Genomic DNA, 21,791 nt, shown 5'->3' with positions numbered 1-21,791 from the left:
CCAGATGCTTGCTGTAATCGATGTGCAGATCACCGACCTGAAGCGTGTACCGCTCCGCACGACCGGGATCCGACGCGAACAACTCGCGCAGACGCTGTCGACTGCGGGCATGGTGATCGGCCAGCGCCGTCCACTCGGGCGTCCGGTTGAGCCTCGTACGGCCGTCTGCGTTCATTTCCGACCTCCGCCTTCCGTCGTGCCTGTCCCAGCCGTCCAACCTAGTTGATCAGCATGGGACGTGGGCCGGCACGAGGACGGCAGGCCGGTACGGCGCGCCGCACACGGCTCCGGCCAGGCACCGTGGGTACCCGGCCGGTCGGTCTCGCTAGATCTCGCCCCGCAGTTTGGCGAGCGCCTCGGCGAGGATCGCCTCGCCGTCCGCGTCGCTGCGCCGCTCCCGTACGTACGCGAGATGCGTCTTGTACGGCTCGGTGCGCGGCGGGTCCGGCGGGTTGTCCCGGTCCTGGCCGGCCGGGAAGCCGCAGCGTGGGCAGTCCCAGGTCTCGGGAACCTGCGCGTCGCTGGCGAAGCTCGGCTGCGTCTCATGCCCGTTGGAGCACCAGAAGGAGATGCGCAGACGCGGCGCGGACTCGCCGCGCTCGGCCTCGCCCATCGGCCCCGCCCCGACCCGGCTTCCTCGGATCGCGTTGCCACTTGCCACGGTCGTAACTCCCTGCGTAATGGTGCCGCGAAGCGAGTCGACGTTTCGCTTCGCCGCGAGCGCCTCAGTCTACGTAAGGCCCAACGCGCGTCCAGTGATTGGAGTTACCGGCCCCCACATCCAGACGCAAGCCCCATGATAGGCCGCGCTCAGGATCGCGTACCGAACATGGGGCTTTACGTGCGGAACGGGCGGAATGCGCTGTTGGCCGTCAACTGTTCGACTTCATCAGCATGCCGAGGACGATGATGCACGCGAACCACAGCAGAGCGATCACGATGGTGATCCGGTCGAGGTTGCGCTCGGCGACCGAGGAACCGCCGACGGAGGACTGCATGCCGCCGCCGAACATGTCGGAGAGGCCGCCGCCCTTCCCCTTGTGCATCAGCACCAGCAGCATCAGCAGCAGGCTGAAGACGATCAGGGCGATCGAGAACCCCAAAACCACGGCTGGACCAACTTCCTCGGATTCTGATGGACGACGGGGCCGACGCTCCCACGGGGGCTGGCGGCTCCCGTGACAGTTTCGGCCCCGCAAGGGTACGACGTATTGCCGCTACCGCCTACTCATGGCCGCGTCACTGGTCGCGGAACCGCACGATCCTGACGAACTCGTCGGCGTCCAGCGAGGCGCCGCCGACCAGGGCGCCGTCGATGTCGGCCTGCGCCATGATCTCGGCGACGTTGCCCGACTTCACGGAGCCGCCGTACTGGATGCGGATCTTGTCGGCCACGTCCTGCGAGTACAGCTCGGCGAGCCGGGCGCGGATGGCGGCGCAGACCTCCTGCGCGTCCTCGGCGCCGCAGACCTTGCCGGTGCCGATGGCCCACACGGGTTCGTAGGCGATCACGACGGTCTCGGCCTGCTCGGCCGGCAGGTCCTTCAGGCCGCCGTCGACCTGGGCGAGGGTGTGGGCGACGTGGTCGCCGGCCTCGCGGACGTCCAGCTCCTCGCCGACGCACAGGATCGGGGTCAGGCCGTGCTTGTAGGCGGCCTTGACCTTGGCGTTGACCAGCTCGTCGGTCTCGTTGTGGTACTGGCGGCGCTCGGAGTGGCCGATCACCACGAAGGTGCACTTCAGCTTGGCCAGCATCGGGCCGGAGATCTCGCCGGTGTAGGCACCGGAGTCGTGCTGCGAGATGTCCTGGGCGCCGTACTTGATCCGGAGCTTGTCGCCGTCGACCAGGGTCTGCACGGAGCGCAGGTCGGTGAACGGCGGCAGGACGGCGACCTCGACGGCCTCGTAGTCCTTGTCGGCCAGGGCGAAGGCGAGCTTCTGGACGTGCGCGATGGCCTCGAGGTGGTTGAGGTTCATCTTCCAGTTGCCCGCCATGATCGGCGTGCGGGTGCTCAAGGGTCAGTCCTCCAGTGCGGCGAGGCCGGGGAGCGTCTTGCCCTCGAGGTATTCGAGGGAGGCGCCGCCACCGGTCGAGATGTGGCCGAATGCGTTCTCGTCGAAGCCGAGCGTACGCACGGCGGCGGCGGAGTCGCCGCCGCCGACGACGGTGAAGCCGCCGGCGCCGACGAGGGCCTGGGCGACCGCCTTGGTGCCCTCGGCGTAGTCGGGGTGCTCGAAGACGCCCATCGGACCGTTCCAGAACACGGTCTCGGCGTCGGCGAGCTTCCGGGCGTACAGCTCCCGGGTCCTCGGCCCGATGTCCAGGCCCTCCTGGTCGGCGGGGATCCTGTCCGCGTCGACCACGGTGTGCTCGGTCGGGGCCTTGGCCTTCAGGTCCGGGAACTCCCGCGCGACCACGACGTCGACGGGGAGCACCAGCTCCACGCCCTGCTCCTCGGCGCGCCGCATGTACTCCTGGACGACCGGGACCTGGTCCTCCTGGAGCAGGGAGATGCCGACCTCGTAGCCCTTGGCCTTGAGGAAGGTGTAGGCCATGCCGCCGCCGACGAGGATGCGGTCGGCCTTGCCGAGCAGCTGGTCGATGACGGCGAGCTTGTCGGAGACCTTGGCGCCGCCGAGCGCGACGACGTAGGGGCGCTTGACGTCGTCGGTGAGCTTCCTCAGGACGCCGACCTCGGTGGCGATGAGGTAGCCGGCGTAGTGCGGCAGGCGGGCCGGGAGGTCGTAGACGGAGGCGTGTCCCCGGTGCACGGCGCCGAAGCCGTCACCGACGTAGACGTCCGCGAGGGCGGCGAGCCGGTCGGCGAAGGCGCCGCGCTCGGTGTCGTCCTTGGCGGTCTCGCCGGGGTTGAAGCGCAGGTTCTCCAGGACGGCGACCTGGCCGTCGGTGAGCCCGGCGACCGTGTCCTGGGCCGACGGGCCGACGGTGTCGGTCGCGAAGGCCACGTCGGAGCCGAGGAGTTCACCCAGGCGGGAGGCGGCCGGCGCGAGGGAGAAGGCGGGGTCCGGGGCGCCCTTGGGGCGGCCCAGGTGGGAGGCGACGACCACCTTGGCGCCCGCGTCGGCGAGGGCCTTGACGGTGGGCAGGACGGCGCGGATGCGGCCGTCGTCGGTGATCGTCCCGTCGGCGAGCGGCACGTTGAGGTCGGCGCGGACGAAGACCCGCTTGCCGCGTACGCCGTCGGCGAGAAGTTCGTCGATCGTCTTCATTGAGTGGACTCCTGAGGAGGGCTCGTGGTGCACCTGATCGTAAGAGGACGTGGTCAGTACGCGGGACAGGGCCCGGGCAGCGCGGCGGTGCGCTGCCCGGGCCCTGCGCCCACTGCGGGGTCCTGCTGTGCTGCGATCAGAGCTGGTTGCCGACGAAGACCGTGAGGTCCACGAGGCGGTTGGAGTAGCCCCACTCGTTGTCGTACCAGCCGATGACCTTCACGCTGTTGCCCTCCTGGACCATGGTCAGGGAGGAGTCGAACGTGCAGGACGCCGGGGCGTTGACGATGTCCGAGGAGACGATCGGGTCCTCGGTGTAGTCGATGAGGCCCTTCAGCTCGCCCTCGGCGGCCTTCTGGAAGGCGGCGTTGACCTCTTCCTTGGTGACCTCGCGGCTGAGTTCCACGACGAGGTCGGTGACCGAGCCGGTCGGGACCGGGACGCGCATGGCCATGCCGTCCAGCTTGCCCTTGAGCTGCGGCAGCACCAGGGCGGTGGCCTTGGCGGCGCCGGTGGTGGTGGGGATGATGTTCTCGGCGGCGGCACGGGCGCGGCGCAGGTCCTTGTGCGGGAAGTCAAGGATGCGCTGGTCGTTCGTGTACGCGTGCACCGTCGTCATCAGGCCCCGGACGATGCCGAAGTTCTCGTCGAGGACCTTGGCCATCGGCGCCACACAGTTGGTGGTGCAGGAGGCGTTGGAGATGACGTGGTGGCTCGCCGGGTCGTACTTGTCCTGGTTGACGCCCATCACGATCGTGATGTCCTCGTCCTTGGCCGGAGCCGAGATGAGGACCTTCTTGGCGCCGCCGGCGATGTGCTTGGCGGCGTCGTCCTTCTTGGTGAAGATGCCGGTCGACTCGATGACGATGTCGACGCCCAGCTCGCCCCACGGGATGTCCGAGGGGTTGCGCTCGGAGAGCACCTTGATGGTGTGACCGTCGACCGTGATCGTGTCGGCGGTGTGGGAGACCTCCTGCTTGAGGCGGCCCAGGATCGTGTCGTACTTGAGCAGGTGGGCGGTGGTCGCGGTGTCACCCAGGTCGTTGACAGCCACGACCTCGATGTCTGCGCCCTGCTCCAGCAGTGCGCGGAAGTAGTTACGCCCGATACGGCCGAAGCCGTTGATGCCTACGCGGATCGTCACGAACCGATCTCCTCGTTGGTACGCCGGCCATGCGGTGCCGGCGAGCTCTGTTTGGGATGTCCCCGACCACCACCGACCCTACCTCTCTGCGGGCCCCGGGGTGACATCGAGATGGCGCATACACGGGCAGGCGGTCCGTACTGGTCAGTAGAGGTACGGACCGCCTCGGATCGGCAATGGATTCATCCGTATGTGCGACGAAATGCGGGGCACTTTCGGCGCCGTTGTCACTCGTTCGTGAGCGGGTCGGCTCACTTGATGAACACCCCGATCGCGCACCGTTGAGAGGGGGGACCGCTCACCTGTCGAGCGAGTCGAACGCCTTCCTCAGCAGAGCCGCCCGGTCGGCCGCCGACGCCACCTGTTCGAGGCCGAAACCGAGCAGCACGGTGTCGTCCGTGGCGACCGCTCCGTACGTCCGGAACAGCGCCCCGGTGCGCGCCCAGTCCTTGAGCACCGCCGGACTGCCCGCGGGCGGTCCGGCCGCCCGCCAGGCGCCCAGGGACGACTCGAAGCCCTCCGTCTCCCTCGCCGTGCCGCCCACCACCAGCGAGGCGTCGTCGGCCAGGACACCGTGACCGCCGCTGCCGGGGTCGGTGATGTAGGCGACCGACACCTCCACGGATCTCCCGGCGTAGCCGCTCAGGTCGAAACTCACCTGCCGCCAGCCACCGGAGCTGCCGGTGAGGCTGTTCCAGGCACCGGTGTTGCCGCCCGCCGTGCAGGTGTTGCCGGTGAGCGTCAGGTAGTGCTTCAGCCACGGGTGCTCGCCGATCAGGAAGCCGTCCCCGCAGTCGGCCGGCACGGCCGTGCTCGTGGCCCCGCCGGCCTCCGGCAGGGTCGTCCAGTCGGCGGCGCCCGCGGTGTGCGCCTCGACCACCGCGTGGTCGTAGCCGGGCTCGGTGTCCCACAGCAGCCGCATGCTCAGGGCCGGCTTGTCGGCGGCGCCGACACCGGTGAGGTCGACGGTGCGGGTGAGACGCTTGTAGGCGTCGTCGGTGTGCACCGCCGCGGCCATGGCGGCACCCGCGTACGGCCCGTACGGGTTGGCCGTCCCGGGGAACGTTCCCGCGCCCGCGCTCTTGAACTGGGGATACGTGGAGACCGGCAGCTCGTCGGAGGTGACGCCGTAGGTACCCGCCCCGTCCAGCGGGTTCCCGGGCGCGTCGCCGAGGGTGCCGGTGACACCGTCCAGCGCGCCGGATCCGGTGAAGCCGGTGGCCCCCTTGGTCGACGTACGGCTGTAGGCCCCCAGGTAGTACTGGCTGAAGTCGTCCGACAGGGTGCCGCCGCCGAGGTCGACGCTGCCGCCGGCCAGTTCACCGGCCTCGATCAGCTTGCCGCCCTCGTTGAGGTAGGCGCGCAGCTGGAGCTGGGTGGGGTTGGCCGGGCCCTTCGCCCCCGAGTAGTGCACGACCGTCCGGAAGTGCCGCAGCACGCCGAGCGCGTCCGGGGCGCCCTGCGTGGCCACGTCCCACACGATCGCCCTGTGGCCGGCCGCCTTCAGCGCGTCCACGTACGTCCGTGCCTGCGCGGCGGCCGTCCCCTCCTCGGCGACGACGAGGGTGTCCGCCTTCGGCCGCTCGGCGACGGTGTAGGTGAAGTGGGAGCTGGAGATCTTCCTGCCGTCCCCGGTCTCGCCGGTGAACCACACCTCGACCCTGTCGCCCGGCTCGCCGTCCCGCACCCTGGCCCGGTACTCGTCGAAGTAGAGGTCGTCCTCGCCGCCGTAGGTCTGCCCGCCCTTCCAGGGCCGCAGCGCCTGGTCGAGCGTACGGCCGCCGTTGACGCGGTACTTCAGCTCCTTGTCCCGGACCGCCTTGCGGACGACGGCCGAGACCTCCTGGTCCGCGCCCCGGGAGTACGACGTGGAGAACGCGGCCGGGGTGAAGTCGGCGGCGCTCAGGCCGACCGAGGAGACCGGCCTGTCGGGGTGCACGGCGGTCTCGGCGACGGAGAGCGCGAAGGGGACGTTCTTCTCGAACTCCTGCCGGATCAGCTTCTCGTCGTCCGGGAAGTTGAAGACCGACCGGCAGTCCTGGGCCTTCCAGGCGTCGTCGGGATCGACGTCCGAGGCGGTCTGGCAGGTCGACATCTCCGGGGTGAACATCGCCATCCCGTTGACGTTCGACGCGTGGCCGTCCGCCTCGCCGTTGGTGGTGTACAGCTCCGAGGAGACCTGCGAACGGTACCCGGGAATCGCCGGGTTGTCGGGGGTGCCGGCCAGAGCCCGGTAGAGGACGTCGTCGGGCGTGGGGGTGGCCACCTGCCAGCCGACTCCGTAGAGGAGGAGTTCCGCGGCGGAGTGGTAGTTGATGGCGTACCGGAAGCCGACGCGCTTCTCGAAGGCGTCCAGCGCCCGGGTCTCGGGCTCGGACGCGGGGCTCGCGCCGCGGTAGGTCTGGCTGGTCGGGTCGGGCGACGAACCCTCGTCGTCGTAGCCCCACTTGTACGGGAAGTTGCGGTTGAGGTCGACGCCGTCACCCGTGCTGATGACGCCGTCGCCGTTGACGTCCCGCAGGTTCTTGCGCCACAGGCGGGTGCCGGCGTCCCGGAAGGTGTAGTCGTAGCCGTCCGGGTTGGCCGACAGGACGAACCACAGCTCCGTCGAGTCGACGATTCTCTTGACCCGCCGGTCGTTCGTGTAGTGGTCCAGGTAGTAGTGCATCAGACGCCGGGTCATCTCCGGGGTGATCCACTCACGCGCGTGCTGGTTGGACATGTACAGCACCGACGGCTTGGAGCCGTCCCGCGACGTCTTGGCGTTCCTGGTGAGTTTGAGCGCGAGGATGTCCTGGCCGTCGACGGTCCTGCCGATGGACTCCACCTTGGCGAGGAAGGGGTGGTCCCGGGCGGTGCGCAGGATCTCCTCCCGGAGCCCGCCACTGCCGCTGTAGGGACGGAACACACCCTGCGCGGCGTCCTCGACGCGTGCCTGCGTCCGGGCGGACAGGGTGTGCTCGGTCAGGTCGACGCCCTGTTTCCGCAGCCGCGCGGCCTGCCTGCCGGTGAGATAGACCTCGACCTCGGTCCGGCCCTCCCCGGTCACCTGCTCACCGAGTTCGCGGCCGTCCTGGCCCGCTTCCAGCAGCAGGGGCACCTGCTGCCGGGTGACGTCGGCGCGGAAGACCCTGATCTCGTCCGGCCGGGGTGCCGCCGGATGTCCGCTCTGTGCCTGGGCGATGGGCGCGAGGCTCGCTCCGCCGATCAGAAGCGCGCCGACAGCGAGGATCGATCTCGCTCGGTGTCTCATGAACCCCCCCAACGGTGGTCCGCCACAGCGGCGAACAAGCTGCCAGGCTCGTGTCACTCCTTGATCGAGTCAAGAGCGCTTCACGGACACGCCGAGGGAGGCGGCGCCGGCCCGGAACGGCCGGTGCCGGGGCCCGAACCGGGCCCCGGCACCCGGAACATGACGTGACGTCAGCCGACCAGGTTGTCCGCCAGCTCCTCGCTGAGGTTGGCGTCCGTGCCCGGGATGCCCAGGTCGGAGGCGCGCTTGTCGGCCATCGCCAGCAGGCGGCGGATGCGGCCCGCGACCGCGTCCTTAGTCAGGGGCGGGTCGGCGAGCGCGCCCAGCTCCTCCAGGGAGGCCTGCTTGTGCTCCATGCGCAGCCGTCCGGCGGCGGCGAGGTGCTCCGGCACCTCGTCCCCGAGGATCTCCAGGGCGCGCTGTACCCGGGCCCCGGCGGCCACCGCGGCGCGGGCCGAACGGCGCAGATTGGCGTCGTCGAAGTTGGCGAGCCGGTTGGCGGTGGCCCGCACCTCCCGGCGCATCCGGCGCTCCTCCCAAGCCAGCACCGACTCGTGGGCGCCCAGACGGGTGAGGAGGGCGCCGATCGCGTCACCGTCCCGGACGACCACCCGGTCCACGCCGCGCACCTCCCGGGCCTTCGCGGCGATCGACAGTCTGCGGGCCGCGCCGACCAGCGCGAGCGCGGCCTCCGGACCCGGGCAGGTCACCTCCAGGGAGGAGGAGCGGCCGGGTTCGGTCAGCGAACCGTGCGCCAGGAAGGCCCCGCGCCAGGCCGCCTCCGCGTCGCAGGTGGCCCCGGAGACCACCTGCGGGGGCAGTCCGCGGATCGGGCGGCCCCGGCCGTCCACGAGCCCCGTCTGGCGGGCCAGCTGGTCCCCGCCCGCGACCACGCGCACCACGTACCGCGAGCCGCGGCGCAGCCCGCCGGGCGCCATCACGATCAGTTCGGAACTGTGGCCGAAGATCTCCAGGATGTCCCGCTTGAGCCGGCGCGCCGCCATCGCGGTGTCCAGCTCCGCCTCGATCACGATGCGCCCGCTCACCAGATGGAGGCCGCCGGCGAACCGCAGAACGGCGGAGACCTCTGCCTTCCTGCAGCAGGTCCGGGTGACGGGGAGCCGGGAGATCTCGTCCTTCACCGCTGCCGTCATCGCCATGGGCCGATCCTTCCATGCATCCGAAAAATACGGTCGTACGCGGCGGCCAACAGCTCCGGGTCGTGCCGGGGCGTTCCGTCGGTCCGGGCCACCGGCGCCAGCTCGACCGCGGCTCCCAGCCGCTTGGCGGCCTCGGTGAGCAAGTCGCGGTCGGGCACGGCGGCCTCGTCGGCCAGCACCACGTCCAGGGCGAGTTTAGGGGCGTGTCGCCCCAAAACCTCCAAATGACGCTGCGGTGAGAAGCCTTCGGTTTCTCCCGGCTGCGGCACGAGGTTCAGGGAGAGCACACGGCGGGCCTTGGTCTCGGTGAGGGCGTCGAGCAGCTCGGGGACGAGCAGGTGCGGGATCACCGAGGAGAACCACGAGCCGGGGCCGAGGACCACCCAGTCCGCGTCCAGGACCGCCGCGACGGCCTCCGGCACGGCCGGCGGGTCGTGCGGCACCACGTGCACCGACTGCACCTCGCCGGGCGTGAGGGCCACGGTCGCCTGCCCGCGGACGGTGTCCACGTCGTCCGGCCGCTCCGGGTCGTGCCCTCTGACCAGGGCCTGGAGTTCCAGCGGCACGGCCGACATGGGCAGGACCCGCCCGTGCGCCCCGAGCAGCCTGCCGACCAGGTCCAGCGCCTGGACATGGTCACCGAGCTGCTCCCACAGGGCCACGATCAGCAGGTTGCCGACCGCGTGGTCGTGCAGGTCGCCCTTGGAGTGGAAGCGGTGCTGGATGACCCGGGACCAGGTCTGCCCCCAGTCGTCGTCCCCGCACAGCGCGGCCAGCGCCTTGCGCAGGTCGCCGGGCGGCAGCACACCCAGCTCGTCCCGGAGCCGGCCGCTGGAACCGCCGTCGTCGGCCACGGTGACGACGGCGGTGAGATCGCCGGTGATCCGGCGCAGCGCCGCGAGCGACGCGGACAGGCCCATGCCGCCGCCGAGGGCGACCACCTTGGGCTGGGCGCCGCGCCGCCGGGCCCGGGCCCCGCGGACCTCGGCCGGGCGGCCGGCACGGGCCTCGGGCACCATCCGGCGCAGCCTGCCCAGCCGCGGTGTACGTTCCGTCATTCCCGTCCCATGTCCCGGTGTACGACCACCGTCTCCACGCCCTCGGCCGCGAGCCGCGCGGCGAGCTTCTCCGACATCGCGACCGAGCGGTGCTTGCCGCCGGTACAACCGATGGCGATGGTCACGTACCGCTTGCCCTCGCGGCGGTAGCCGGCCGCGATGAGCCGCAGCAGCTCGGCGTACCGGTCGAGGAACTCCTTCGCGCCGGGCTGGTTGAAGACGTAGGCGGCGACCTCCTCGTTGACGCCGGTGTACGGGCGCAGCTCCGGGACCCAGTGCGGGTTCGGCAGGAACCGCATGTCCGCGACCAGGTCGGCGTCGACCGGCAGGCCGTACTTGAAGCCGAAGGACATCACGGTGGCCCGCAGCTCGGGCTCCTCCTCGCCGGCGAACTGGGCGTCCATCTTGGCCCGCAGCTCGTGGACGTTCAGGCTGGAGGTGTCGATCACCAGATCGGCGTCGCCGCGCAGTTCGCGCAGCAGCTCCCGCTCGGCGGCGATGCCGTCCACGATGCGGCCGTCGCCCTGGAGGGGGTGCGGCCGGCGCACCGACTCGAAGCGGCGCACGAGTGCCTCGTCGGAGGACTCCAGGAAGACGATCCTGCGGGTGACGCCCCGGGTGTCCAGGTCGGCCAGCGACTCGCGCAGGTTGTCGAAGAAGCGCCGGCCGCGGACGTCCACGACGACCGCGATCCGCGCGACGTTGCCCTGGGACCGGGCGCCCAGCTCCACCATGGTGGGGATGAGCGCGGGCGGGAGGTTGTCCACGACGAACCAGCCGAGATCCTCCAGACACTTCGCGGCCGTGGATCTGCCCGCTCCGGACATGCCGGAGATGATCACCAGCTCGGGGATGGCCGCCTCGGGGGCCCCGGCTGTCTCGCTGCCCGTACTCACCTGTGCTCCGTTGTCCTCGCCCGCTCCCTGGCCGGCGTCCTGCCGGACGACATCGTCGCCCGTGTCGCCGTGCGCCTGTTCCCGCCGCGCTGTGGGCTGTGCGTCGTGCTCTGTGGGCTGTGCGTCGTGCTCTGTGGGCTGTGCGTCGTGCTCTGTGGGCTGTGCGTCGTGCTCGGTCATGTCTCCTGCCCCCGTCGTCCGTCCGGGGGACCCGTGGTCACGGGCTCCCCCGAGGAACCCCCCGTCGTGCCGGGTTCCTCGTCCTCAATAATCTCTCCGGTCGCCGTGTTCACGGCGGGTGCGGCCGGAGCCGCCCGGGCGAGGGCCACGGCGATGGTCTCGGCCGTCTTCCGGCCTATCCCGGGCACTTCCTGGATCTGCTCGATGGTGGCGGACCGCAGCTTCTTCACCGAGCCGAAATGCTTGATGAGCGCCTGCTTGCGGGTCTCGCCGAGCCCGGGCACGTCGTCCAGCGGGCCGGCCCGGAAGCGTTTGGCCCGCTTGGTCCGCTGGTAGGTGATCGCGAACCGGTGGGCCTCGTCACGGACCCGCTGGAGCAGGTAGAGGCCCTCGCTGGTGCGGGGCAGGACCACCGGGTCGTCCTCGCCGGGCACCCAGACCTCTTCCAGACGCTTGGCGAGACCGCAGACCGCGATGTCGTCGATGCCCAGCTCGTCCAGGGCGCGGCGGGCCGCCGCGACCTGCGGCTGACCGCCGTCGACGACGACCAGCTGCGGCGGGTACGCGAACTTCCTGGGACGCCCGTCGTCGTCCTTAAGGGAGTCCGTGACCACTTCCGTGCCGGTGAGCGCGCCGTCGCCGTCGGTGAGCACCTCCTCGGTGCCGGCGCCGTCGGCCCACTCCCCCGTCCTCTCCTTCTCGGCCAGGTAGCGCCTGAAGCGCCGGGTGATCACCTCGTGCATGGAGCGGACGTCGTCCTGGCCGGCGAAGCCCTTGATCTGGAAGCGGCGGTACTCGTTCTTGCGCTGGAGGCCGTCCTCGAAGACGACCATGGAGGCCACCACGTCGTCGCCCTGGAGGTGCGAGATGTCGTAGCACTCGATCCGCAGCGGGGCGCTGTCCAGGTCGAGGGCCCCGGCGATCTCCTCCAGCGCGCGCGAGCGGGTGGTCAGGTCGGAGGCGCGTTTCGTCTTGTGCAGGGCGAGGGACTGCTGGGCGTTGCGCTGCACGGTCTCCATGAGCGCCTTCTTGTCGCCGCGCTGCGGGATGCGCAGCGAGACGTTCGAGCCGCGGCGGGCGGCCAGCCACTCCTGGACCGGCTCGACCGGCTCGGGCAGGGCCGGGACCAGCACCTCCTTGGGGACCGCATCCCCGGTCTCCTCGCCGTACAGCTGCTGGAGGGCGTGCTCGACCAAGGCGCCGGTGGTGACCTCCTCGACCTTGTCGGTCACCCAGCCACGCTGGCCGCGGACCCGGCCGCCGCGGACGTGGAAGATCTGGACGGCCGCCTCCAGCTCGTCCTCGGCGACGGCGATGAGGTCGGCGTCGGTCGCGTCGGCGAGCACGACCGCGTTCTTCTCCATGGCCTTCTTCAGGGCCCCTATGTCGTCGCGCAGGCGGGCCGCCCGTTCGTACTCCATCTCCTCGGCCGCCTCCGTCATCTGCTTCTCCAGGCGGCGGAGGTAGGTGCCGGTGCGGCCGGTCATGAAGTCACAGAACTCGTCGGCCAGGTCCCAGTGCTCCTCGGGGGTGATCCGGCCGACACAGGGGGCGGAGCACTTGTCGATGTAGCCGAGCAGGCAGGGGCGGCCGGTACGGGCGGCGTTCTTGAAGACACCGGCCGAGCAGGTGCGCACCGGGAAGACCCGCAGCAGCAGGTCGACGGTGTCCCGGATCGCCCATGCGTGCGCGTACGGCCCGAAATACCGGACGCCCTTCTTCTTGTGACCGCGCATCACCTGCACGCGCGGGAACTGTTCGTTCATCGTCACCGCGAGGTACGGGTAGCTCTTGTCGTCGCGGTACTTGACGTTGAACCGGGGGTCGTACTCCTTGATCCAGGAGTACTCCAGCTGGAGCGCCTCCACCTCCGTGGACACCACGGTCCACTCCACGGACGCGGCGGTGGTCACCATCGTCCGGGTGCGCGGGTGCAGGTTCACCAGGTCCTGGAAGTAGTTCGCCAGGCGCTGGCGCAGGCTCTTCGCCTTCCCGACGTAGATCACCCGGCGGTGCTCGTCACGGAACCTGTACACCCCGGGAGAGTCCGGGATGTCTCCCGGCCTGGGGCGGTAGCTGGAGGGATCGGCCATGTCTCACACCCTACTGGCGAGCGCCGACACCGCGTCGCGCCTGTGGACAACGCCCGGCCCCGTCCGGCGCCCCGGGAGTGCGTCGGCGGCTCCCGCGCCGCGATGTCCGCCCGCCTGTCCACCGGCCCTCCTGACCGGCGCCCGACCGGCGCTCCCACCGCGCCCTCTCCCCCGCCGCACCCACCCGCACCCGGCCGCGAGACGGTGACGTCCGGCCAGTCGCCGGCATCGGCCGGACGCCAGGTGTTGTCGGGTTCTGGTCAACACGCTTCAATGCGGGGGAACTCGGGGCCGTGCACGCATGCACACGGACGCCGCGGAGTCCGGCCACGGGCGTCCGTGGCGCCCACGGGGGTGGCCCGCGGACTCGCACGGACGGTCTGACCAGCCGGAGTGACACCTCACAGAAAGGCCCCTCGGCATGCGGCATGCCACAGAGCACGCGGACGTCCCCACCGCGGAACTCGACACGGCCCTGCGCGGCGGCCCCTTCCACGTGGCGCTGCGCGCCGCGATCGCCGCACGCGGACTGCCGCTCCAGCGCGTGCAGCACCACCTGTCACGCCGCGGGGTCACGGTGGGCGTGACCAGCCTGAGCTACTGGCAGCAGGGCGCCCGCCGCCCGCAGCGCCCGGAGTCGCTGCGCGCCGTACGAGCGCTGGAGGAGATACTCCAGCTCCCGGACGAGTCACTGATCCGGCTGCTCGCCGAGGCCGACGAGCGCACGACGGCCGGCGGCCCGGGGGGCCGCACCTACCGTTCCCTGGTCGAGGCCTCGGACGTCCTGGACCGGCTCACGGCCGACCTGGGCTGGTCCATGGACGGCGGCCTGCACACCCTCGGCCACCACGAATGCGTCCGGATCGGCGCCCGGCGCGAGCTGGCCGGCCGCGAGGCCCACCACATCGTGCGGGCCCACCGCGACGGCGTCGACCGCTTCGTCGCCGTCCACCACGGCGACCGGGGCTGCGATCCGCGCCGGATGACCGTGCGCGCCCTGGAGAACTGCCGCACCGGGCGCCTCCGCTGCGACCAGGACACCGGCGTGCTGGTGGCAGAGCTGTTGTTCGACACCCGCCTGCGCTCCGGCGACACGTTCCTCTTCCGGTACGCCGTCGAGGACGGCACGGCCGGGGCCGCCCGCGAGCACCTCCAGCGGTTCGGCTCCCCCGGCGGTCAGTACGCGCTCCAGGTGCGCTTCGACCCGGCCGCCCTGCCGGTGCGCTGCCACCGCTTCGCCCAGCACTCGCCGGCGGCTCCGCGCAGCGGCCGGCAGGAACTCGCCGTGACCGGCCTGCACCACTGTGCCCACGTGGTCGAACCGCGCATCCGGCCGGGCATCGTGGGGATCGCCTGGGAGTGGGAGTGACGGCATCCTCCCCGCCCGTACCCCTCGTGCCCGGAACCATCCGACGGGCCGCCGCGCCGAGGGCGACCGGGGCCGGTGTGCTGCATGCTCGGCAGCGTTGCGCGATGGGGGGACGGGTTGACGGGTTGACGGGTTGACGGGTTGACGGAGTGGCGGCTGCGAGGGGCGGTCCGGGCGGCTCCGGGGGGCCGGGCATCTACAGGGGGGGACCGCCGGCCTGAGCGGTTCCGGGCGGGCGGGCCGAGGGCGGGCGAGCGGCTGGAGCCGGGTGAGCGGGCTTCGTGGGCCCGGGCGGCGCGCCTTCGACCGCTCCGGGTGACCGGCGGACGGCTCCGGGCGAGCGGCCTTCCTCACTCCGGGCGCGCGATCTGGAGCCGGGCCGACCGGGCCCCGTCCCTCCGGGCGACCGGCGGACGGCTCCGAACGAGCGGCTTTCCTGGCTCTGGGCGGAGGTCTGGGACCGGGCGCCCGGGCCGCGTCACTCCCGAACGCCGGTGGACGGCTTCCGGCCGGCCCTGGCGGCTCCGGGCGGCCCTTCGTCAGGCCGCCGGGCCAGCGATGATCCTGCCGTTCGCGGCCTTCACCGACAGTTCGCCCAGGGGCTCGGTGGCCGGCGCCTGGACCACCTTGCCCGTCAGGGCGTCGAACTCGCTGCCGTGGCACGGGCAGACCAGAGTCGTCCCCCGCAGTTTGTTGATGGGGCACCCGGCGTGCGTGCAGATCGTGCTGTACGCCTTCAGCGTGCCGTTCCGGTCGCGGCTGACCACCACGTTGTGGTCCTGGTAGAGCTGGGCGCCGCCCTTCGGGACCTCACTCTCGGCACCGAGATCGAACGGTGCGGTCGGCGTGGCCGCGGCCGCCCCGCTCCCGCCCGGTGCCGAGCACGCGGCCAGGCCGAGCCCGGCGACCGGGGCAGCGGCGGCCCCTCGAAGGACGGTACGGCGGCTTGCCGAGGAGCGGGCGGGCATCTGGGTCTCCACAGGTCAAAGGGTGTGCGGGCCGACGATACCCGGGGGAAGGAGGCGCGCCGGACCCCGGGGGCGGCGGGTGCTCACGCACCCGTTTACGCGGGATGGGACGGTGAGATACCGTCCCGGTTCGGCCGGCCCCAGACGCAGGCGCAGGCGCAGGCGCAGGCGCAGGCGCAGGCGCAGGCGCAGGCGCAGGCGCAGGCCGGGAAGGATCGGTCGGCGGCAGGGGGGCGGTTGCGTCCGCACCGCCTCTACAGGGAGCCGGCGGCGGGACCGGGCCGGCTCACGCCTCAGCCGGCGCAGGGACCGGGCCGCTCACTACTCGGGTCCGCCAAGGAGGGAACCACCTCATGATCGTCGTTGCCGGTGAGGCACTGATCGACCTCGTACCGCAGGGCCCCGGTGCCCTCGCGGTGCTGAAACCGGCCCTCGGCGGTGGCCCCTACAACACCGCCGTGGCCCTCGGGCGGCTCGGCTCCCGCACCGCCTTCTGCTCCCGGGTGTCGGACGACGCCTTCGGTGAGGCCCTGCTGGACGGGCTGCGGCGGGCCGGGGTGGACGTGTCCGGCGTGCAGCGCGGGCCGGAGCCGACGACCCTCGCGGTGGCGACGGTCGACACCGCCGGCTCGGCCGCCTACTCCTTCTATGTCGACGGCACCGCCGACCGTCTGTTCTCCGGCCCGGTGACTCTGCCCGCCGGTACGCGCGCGGTGTCCTTCGGTACCTGTTCGCTCGCCCTGGAGCCGGGAGCGAGCGCCTATGAGGATCTGATGCGTACCGATGCGGGACAAGGGCTCTTCACCGCTCTCGATCCCAACATCCGGGCGGGGCTGATCCCGGACGCGGACGCCTACCGGACGCGTTTCGAGAGCTGGCTGCCCTCGGTGACGCTGCTGAAGGTGTCCGAGGAGGATGCCGCGTGGCTCGGCGGCACCCCGCGCGCATGGCTGGCCGCGGGACCGTCGGCCGTGGTGGTCACCCGGGGCGGCGACGGCCTGACCGTGTTCACCCAGGACGGCGGGGAGCATTCCGTGCCCGGTGAGAAGGTCAGTGTCGTGGACACCATCGGCGCCGGTGACACGGTGAACGCGGCCTTGCTGCACGGACTGGCCGTGCGGGACGCGCTGACGCCGGAAGCGCTCGCCGCCCTCGGGACGGAGGGCTGGGCCCGGCTGCTGCGCTTCGCGGCCCGCGCGGCGGCGGTCACCTGCTCGCGGGCGGGGGCCGAGCCGCCGTACGCGGCCGAGCTGGGCGGGCCGGCCGCGTGGTGAGCGGTCCGTTCTCCCTGTGCTGTTGACAAGGTACGGCCGGCCCTGCGGTGTGCGGGGATCTGTCGGACCGCAGAACCGGGCCGGCTGTCGAGAGAACGAACAGCGCCCCACGAGGAGTTCCCGCGGGGCGCCGCATTTCTGATGTTGTGTCAGCCGGAGCCGGAAGGCGCTTCCGACCGCCTCCCACACCGGGACCGGCTCAGGCCTTGCGGGCCCGTGCGGCCTTCTTCGCGGGCGTCGCCTTTTTGGCCGTGGCCGTCTTGTTGGCCGGAGCGCTGTTGGCCTTGACCGTCACCGTCTTCTTCGCCGGTGACTTGGCGGCGGCCGTCTTCCGCGCCGTCGTGGCCCGCGGCGCCTTGACCGGTTCGGCGTCGCTGACGCGGTCGGCGCCGAGGACCTCGCGCAGGAACTTGCCGGTGTGGCTGGCCGGAACCCCGGCGACCTCCTCCGGCGTACCCTCCGCGACCACCAGGCCACCACCGGCGCCGCCCTCCGGACCCATGTCCACGATCCAGTCGGCGGTCTTGATCACATCGAGGTTGTGCTCGATGACGATGACCGTGTTGCCCTTGTCGACCAGCCCGCCGAGCACCGTGAGCAGCTTGCTGATGTCCTCGAAGTGCAGACCGGTGGTCGGCTCGTCCAGGACGTAGACCGTGCGTCCCGTGGACCGCTTCTGGAGTTCGCTGGCGAGCTTGACGCGCTGCGCCTCACCACCGGAGAGGGTGGTGGCCGACTGGCCGAGGCGGACGTAGCCGAGACCGACGTCGTTCAGCGTCCTCAGGTGCCGGGAGATCGCCGGGACCGCCTCGAAGAAGTGCATGGCCTCCTCGATCGGCATGTTGAGCACCTCGGCGATGGACTTGCCCTTGTAGTGGACCTCCAGGGTCTCCCGGTTGTACCGGGCGCCGTGGCAGACCTCGCACGGGACGTAGACGTCCGGCAGGAAGTTCATCTCGATCTTGATGGTGCCGTCACCGGAGCAGTTCTCGCAGCGGCCGCCCTTGACGTTGAAGGAGAAGCGCCCCGGCAGGTAGCCGCGGACCTTCGCCTCGGTGGTCTCGGCGAACAGCTTGCGGATGTGGTCGAAGACACCCGTGTACGTCGCCGGGTTGGACCGCGGGGTGCGGCCGATCGGCGACTGGTCGACGTGCACCACCTTGTCGACCAGGTCGTCGCCCGCCACGCGCGTGTGCCGTCCGGGGACGGTCCGGGCGCCGTTCAGCTCGCGGGCCAGGTGCGTGTAGAGGATGTCGTTGACCAGCGTCGACTTGCCGGACCCGGAGACGCCGGTGACGGCCGTGAACACACCGAGCGGGAAGGAGACGTCGATGTCCTGCAAGTTGTTCTCGCGGGCACCGTGCACGGTGAGCTGCCGCGACGGGTCGAGCGGGCGGCGCACGTCCGGAAGCGGGATCGACTTGCGGCCCGAGAGGTACGCGCCGGTCTGCGACTCGGTGTTGGCGAGCAGTTCCTTCACGGAACCGCTGTGCACGACCCTCCCGCCGTGCTCGCCGGCGCCGGGACCGATGTCCACGATCCAGTCGGCGACCTTGATGGTGTCCTCGTCGTGCTCGACGACGATGAGCGTGTTGCCCATGTCACGCAGCCGGACGAGGGTCTCGATCAGCCGGTGGTTGTCCCGCTGGTGCAGGCCGATGGAGGGCTCGTCCAGGACGTAGAGGACGCCGACGAGGCCGGAGCCGATCTGGGTGGCCAGACGGATGCGCTGGGCCTCGCCGCCGGAGAGGGTGCCGGCCGCGCGGTTGAGCGAGAGGTAGTCCAGGCCGACGTCGACCAGGAAGCGCAGCCGCTCGTTGACCTCCTTCAGGACTCGCTCGGCGATCTTCTTGTCGCGGGCGCTGAGCTTCAGTTCGCCCAGGAAGTCGGCGCAGTCGCTGATCGACATCGCGGAGATCTCGGCGATCGACCTGCCCATGATCGTGACCGCGAGGACGATCGGCTTAAGGCGCGTGCCCTCACAGGAGGGGCAGGGCACCTCGCGCATGTAGCCCTCGAAGCGCTCGCGGCTGGCGTCGCTCTCGGCCTCGCTGTGCCGGCGCTTCACGAACGGCACCGCGCCCTCGAAGGGCGTCGTGTAGACGCGCTCGCGGCCGTACCGGTTGCGGTACCGCACCTCGATCTGGGTCCTGTGACCCTGGAGCAGGGCCTTCTTGGCGCGCTGCGGCAGACCGGCGAAGGGGATGTCCGTGCGGAAGCCGAGGGCGTCCGCGAGAGCGCCGATCAGGCGGCTGAAGTAGTCCTTGGTGTGCCCGTGCGACCAGGGGTGGATGGCACCCTCGTCCAGGGACTTGTCGGGGTCCGGGACGATCAGCTCGGGGTCGACCTCCATGCGCGTGCCGATGCCGGTGCACTCGGGGCAGGCGCCGAAGGGCGAGTTGAAGGAGAAGGAGCGGGGCTCCAGCTCCTCGAAGGAGAGGTCGTCGTACGGACAGTAGAGGTGCTCCGAGTACATGCGCTCGCGCTCGGGGTCGTCCTCGGGGAGGTCCACGAAGTCGAGCACGACCATGCCGCCGGACAGACCGAGGGCCGTCTCCACGGAGTCGGTGAGGCGGCGCTTGGCGGAGTCCTTCACCGTGAGGCGGTCCACGACCACCTCGATGGTGTGCTTCTCCTGCTTCTTCAGGGTCGGCGGCTCGGAGAGCTGGACGGTCTGGCCGTCGACGCGCGCGCGGGAGTAACCCTTGGTCTGGAGGTCGGCGAAGAGATCGACGAACTCGCCCTTGCGCTCGCGCACCAGCGGGGACAGCACCTGGAAGCGGCTCCCCTCGGGGAGCTCCAGGACCCTGTCCACGATCGCCTGCGGCGACTGGCGCGAGATCGGGCGGCCACACTCGGGGCAGTGCGGCTTGCCGATGCGCGCGAAGAGCAGACGCAGGTAGTCGTAGACCTCGGTGATCGTGCCGACCGTCGAGCGGGGGTTGCGGGAGGTCGACTTCTGGTCGATGGAGACCGCCGGGGAGAGGCCCTCGATGAAGTCGACGTCGGGCTTGTCCATCTGCCCGAGGAACTGCCGTGCGTACGAGGAGAGCGACTCCACGTAACGGCGCTGGCCCTCGGCGAAGATGGTGTCGAAGGCCAGGGAGGACTTGCCCGACCCGGACAGGCCCGTGAAGACGATGAGCGAGTCACGAGGCAGGTCGAGCGACACGTTTTTCAGGTTGTGCTCGCGCGCGCCACGGACGATGAGACGGTCGGCCACGCCGGTCCGCACCTTTCTAGAGAAGTGACAGGGGCGGGGCCCCCGAGCTTTCTCAGACTAGGGGGAGCCACTGACAACGCCGGTCGGATTGCCCGGTTGCATAACAACCCCCGACCCTCCAGCATGCCCGACGCCACCTTCGACGATATAGCACGTGCTTTCGATTTGCGGGCGAGGTTCCTCACCTTCACCCGAAGGTGTGGCGGGACTAGGGTCAGCACCATGATTGATCACGCTCATGACCTGGCCCGTGTACGTGACGCGACCGGCCGGCTCCTCACCGCGGTCGCCGAACTGGACAACGCGTCACTCGCCCTGCCGTCACGGCTTCCCCGCTGGAGCCGTGGGCATGTACTCGCCCACATCGCCCGCAACGCCGACGCGCTCGTGAACGTCCTGGAGGGGCGTCCCATGTACGCGAGCGCCGAGCGGCGCGACGCCGACATCGACCACGGCGCCCCGCGTCCCGTGGCGGACCACCTCGCCGACCTGCGGGAGAGTGCGGCCCGCTTCCAGGCGGCCGGGGACACGCCCGCGGACTGGACGCGCACCGTGGAGCTGCGCAACGGGGTCACCGACTCGGCGGCCCGGATCCCGTTCCGGCGATGGGCGGAGGTGGAGCTGCATCACGTCGACCTCGGGACCGGGTACGAGCTGGAGCACCTTCCGGCGGAGTTCCTGGAGCGGGAGACCGGCTTCCTCGCACAGCGGTTCGCCGGACACGAAGACGTCCCCGCGACCCGGATCACGGACGGCACGCGCGCGTGGAGCACCGGCCGCGAGGCGGAGGTGGCCGAAATCACCGTCACCGGACAGCCGGCCGATCTGCTGGGCTGGCTCGCCGGGCGCCGCGACGGGGCGGCGCTGGAGGTGCGGGGCGGCGCGCTGCCGAAGCTGCCCCCGCTGTAGGACGGCAGCGTCCGCGGGCTTGCGCCGCTATAGGCTGGCCGTCATGACGTACTCCGGAGAGGTCAAGGTCGGCGGGCCGGCGGACGTGCACGAGCTGAAAGACCTGATGATCACCAAGATCGCGGTCGGCCCGATGGACAACAACGCCTATCTGCTGCGCTGCCGGGCCACCGACGAGCAGCTCCTGATCGATGCCGCCGACGAGGCGCGGACACTTCTGGGGATGATCGGTGACGACGGCATCGCGTCCGTCGTCACCACCCATCAGCACGGCGACCACTGGCGGGCGCTCGCCGAGGTCGTCGCCGGCACGGGCGCGCGTACCTATGCCGGCCGCGACGACGCCCCCGGCATCCCGGTGCCCACCGACGTCCTCGTCGACGACGGTGACGTCATCACGGTGGGCCAGGTACAGCTCACCGCGCGCCACCTGGTCGGGCACACGCCCGGTTCCATCGCGCTGATCTACGACGACCCGCACGGCCATCCGCACGTCTTCACCGGTGACTGTCTCTTCCCCGGCGGGGTCGGCAACACGCGCAAGGATCCGCAGGCGTTCGCCAGCCTGATCCACGACGTGGAGACGAAGATCTTCGGCGCGCTGCCGGACGAGACGTGGGTCTACCCCGGACACGGCGACGACACCACACTGGGCGCGGAACGGCCGCACCTGCCGGAGTGGCACGCGCGCGGGTGGTGAGCCGCACGCGGACGCTCACAGCGGCGCACGCCCCCTGCCTTCGCGCGGGGCGTGCGCCGTGCTCGTACGCCCGGCGTGCGGCACGTACACCGCGCCCCGTGTGAACATTTCGCACGCGCCCAACGCGCGTGCGCGCTCCCGTGACGCGGGTGTGAGGCGGTCAACTGGTGACAGCCCTCGCAGGATGACGGCTCGTGAGCGGCAGGGCCGCCGGTCTTCCACCCCGCCCTCGGCCGGCGGCCCAGCCTCCGGGCACGCGCGTGAGGGGCTGTATTCTCCCGCGTTCACACGGTGGCAACACCCGTTCCCAGTATGCGGACATCCACCGCCGTG

General features: G+C 71.1%; 16 protein-coding genes and 1 pseudogene. 4 read left to right on the top strand and 13 right to left on the bottom strand.

Annotated elements, in window-relative coordinates:
* The 11 genes and pseudogenes from ABZ117_RS15505 to uvrC all read right to left on the bottom strand — a co-directional run.
* Positions 1 to 175: pseudogene (locus ABZ117_RS15505) on the bottom strand (glucose-6-phosphate isomerase); the annotation flags it as partial.
* Between the two features lie 150 nt (positions 176 to 325).
* Positions 326 to 661 carry an RNA polymerase-binding protein RbpA gene (locus ABZ117_RS15500; protein WP_003976875.1) on the bottom strand — a complete coding sequence of 112 codons (336 nt, stop codon included), beginning with the start codon at positions 659 to 661 and terminating at the stop codon, positions 326 to 328.
* Between the two features lie 211 nt (positions 662 to 872).
* Positions 873 to 1,109, bottom strand: a complete 237-nt coding sequence (gene secG, locus ABZ117_RS15495) for a preprotein translocase subunit SecG (RefSeq protein WP_356820976.1) — start codon at positions 1,107 to 1,109, stop codon at positions 873 to 875.
* Between the two features lie 130 nt (positions 1,110 to 1,239).
* Positions 1,240 to 2,016: a triose-phosphate isomerase gene (tpiA, locus tag ABZ117_RS15490; RefSeq protein WP_356820974.1), complete on the bottom strand. Its 777-nt coding sequence runs from the start codon at positions 2,014 to 2,016 to the stop codon at positions 1,240 to 1,242.
* A gap of 3 nt (positions 2,017 to 2,019) precedes the next feature.
* Positions 2,020 to 3,231, bottom strand: a complete 1,212-nt coding sequence (locus ABZ117_RS15485) for a phosphoglycerate kinase (RefSeq protein WP_356820973.1) — start codon at positions 3,229 to 3,231, stop codon at positions 2,020 to 2,022.
* A 136-nt stretch (positions 3,232 to 3,367) separates the two neighbouring features.
* On the bottom strand, positions 3,368 to 4,375 hold the full coding sequence (gene gap, locus ABZ117_RS15480) for a type I glyceraldehyde-3-phosphate dehydrogenase (RefSeq protein ID WP_356820971.1): 1,008 nt from the start codon (positions 4,373 to 4,375) through the stop codon (positions 3,368 to 3,370).
* Between the two features lie 298 nt (positions 4,376 to 4,673).
* On the bottom strand, positions 4,674 to 7,628 hold the full coding sequence (locus ABZ117_RS15475; RefSeq protein ID WP_356820969.1) for a M14 family zinc carboxypeptidase: 2,955 nt from the start codon (positions 7,626 to 7,628) through the stop codon (positions 4,674 to 4,676).
* Positions 7,629 to 7,798: 170 nt separating this feature from the next.
* Positions 7,799 to 8,788: a DNA-binding protein WhiA gene (gene whiA, locus ABZ117_RS15470; RefSeq protein ID WP_356820968.1), complete on the bottom strand. Its 990-nt coding sequence runs from the start codon at positions 8,786 to 8,788 to the stop codon at positions 7,799 to 7,801.
* Complete coding sequence (gene yvcK / locus ABZ117_RS15465; protein WP_356820966.1) at positions 8,779 to 9,846, bottom strand: uridine diphosphate-N-acetylglucosamine-binding protein YvcK; 1,068 nt, start codon at positions 9,844 to 9,846, stop codon at positions 8,779 to 8,781. The genes whiA and yvcK overlap by 10 nt, the downstream gene beginning before the upstream one ends.
* On the bottom strand, positions 9,843 to 10,922 hold the full coding sequence (rapZ, locus tag ABZ117_RS15460; protein ID WP_356820964.1) for an RNase adapter RapZ: 1,080 nt from the start codon (positions 10,920 to 10,922) through the stop codon (positions 9,843 to 9,845). The genes yvcK and rapZ overlap by 4 nt, the downstream gene beginning before the upstream one ends.
* Positions 10,919 to 13,015 carry an excinuclease ABC subunit UvrC gene (gene uvrC, locus ABZ117_RS15455; protein WP_356820962.1) on the bottom strand — a complete coding sequence of 699 codons (2,097 nt, stop codon included), beginning with the start codon at positions 13,013 to 13,015 and terminating at the stop codon, positions 10,919 to 10,921. Before uvrC ends, rapZ begins: the two co-directional genes overlap by 4 nt.
* 421 nt (positions 13,016 to 13,436) lie before the next feature.
* Here uvrC and ABZ117_RS15450 point away from each other — a divergent pair, with 421 nt between their 5' ends.
* Positions 13,437 to 14,384: a hypothetical protein gene (locus ABZ117_RS15450; RefSeq protein WP_356820960.1), complete on the top strand. Its 948-nt coding sequence runs from the start codon at positions 13,437 to 13,439 to the stop codon at positions 14,382 to 14,384.
* A gap of 539 nt (positions 14,385 to 14,923) precedes the next feature.
* On the opposite strand, the gene ABZ117_RS15445 is transcribed toward ABZ117_RS15450, so the two are convergent.
* The gene (locus ABZ117_RS15445) at positions 14,924 to 15,352 is read right to left on the bottom strand and encodes a Rieske (2Fe-2S) protein (RefSeq protein ID WP_356820991.1); all 429 of its coding nucleotides are present in this window, start codon (positions 15,350 to 15,352) and stop codon (positions 14,924 to 14,926) included.
* A gap of 353 nt (positions 15,353 to 15,705) precedes the next feature.
* Between ABZ117_RS15445 and ABZ117_RS15440 the strand changes: the two genes are divergently transcribed.
* Positions 15,706 to 16,626: a carbohydrate kinase gene (locus tag ABZ117_RS15440; RefSeq protein ID WP_356820959.1), complete on the top strand. Its 921-nt coding sequence runs from the start codon at positions 15,706 to 15,708 to the stop codon at positions 16,624 to 16,626.
* Positions 16,627 to 16,825: 199 nt separating this feature from the next.
* On the opposite strand, the gene uvrA is transcribed toward ABZ117_RS15440, so the two are convergent.
* The gene (gene uvrA, locus ABZ117_RS15435) at positions 16,826 to 19,849 is read right to left on the bottom strand and encodes an excinuclease ABC subunit UvrA (protein WP_356820957.1); all 3,024 of its coding nucleotides are present in this window, start codon (positions 19,847 to 19,849) and stop codon (positions 16,826 to 16,828) included.
* 222 nt (positions 19,850 to 20,071) lie between these two features.
* On the opposite strand from uvrA, the gene ABZ117_RS15430 reads away from it, so the two are divergent.
* The gene (locus ABZ117_RS15430; RefSeq protein ID WP_356820955.1) at positions 20,072 to 20,758 is read left to right on the top strand and encodes a maleylpyruvate isomerase family mycothiol-dependent enzyme; all 687 of its coding nucleotides are present in this window, start codon (positions 20,072 to 20,074) and stop codon (positions 20,756 to 20,758) included.
* A gap of 43 nt (positions 20,759 to 20,801) precedes the next feature.
* The gene (locus ABZ117_RS15425) at positions 20,802 to 21,458 is read left to right on the top strand and encodes an MBL fold metallo-hydrolase (protein WP_356820953.1); all 657 of its coding nucleotides are present in this window, start codon (positions 20,802 to 20,804) and stop codon (positions 21,456 to 21,458) included.
* The last annotated feature ends 333 nt before the right edge of the window (positions 21,459 to 21,791 follow it).

Source organism: Streptomyces sp. NPDC006309 (assembly GCF_040613095.1).
Taxonomy (GTDB): domain Bacteria; phylum Actinomycetota; class Actinomycetes; order Streptomycetales; family Streptomycetaceae; genus Streptomyces.
The sequence above is the reverse complement of the archived record's forward strand: the minus strand, read 5'-3'. Positions and strand labels throughout refer to the sequence as shown.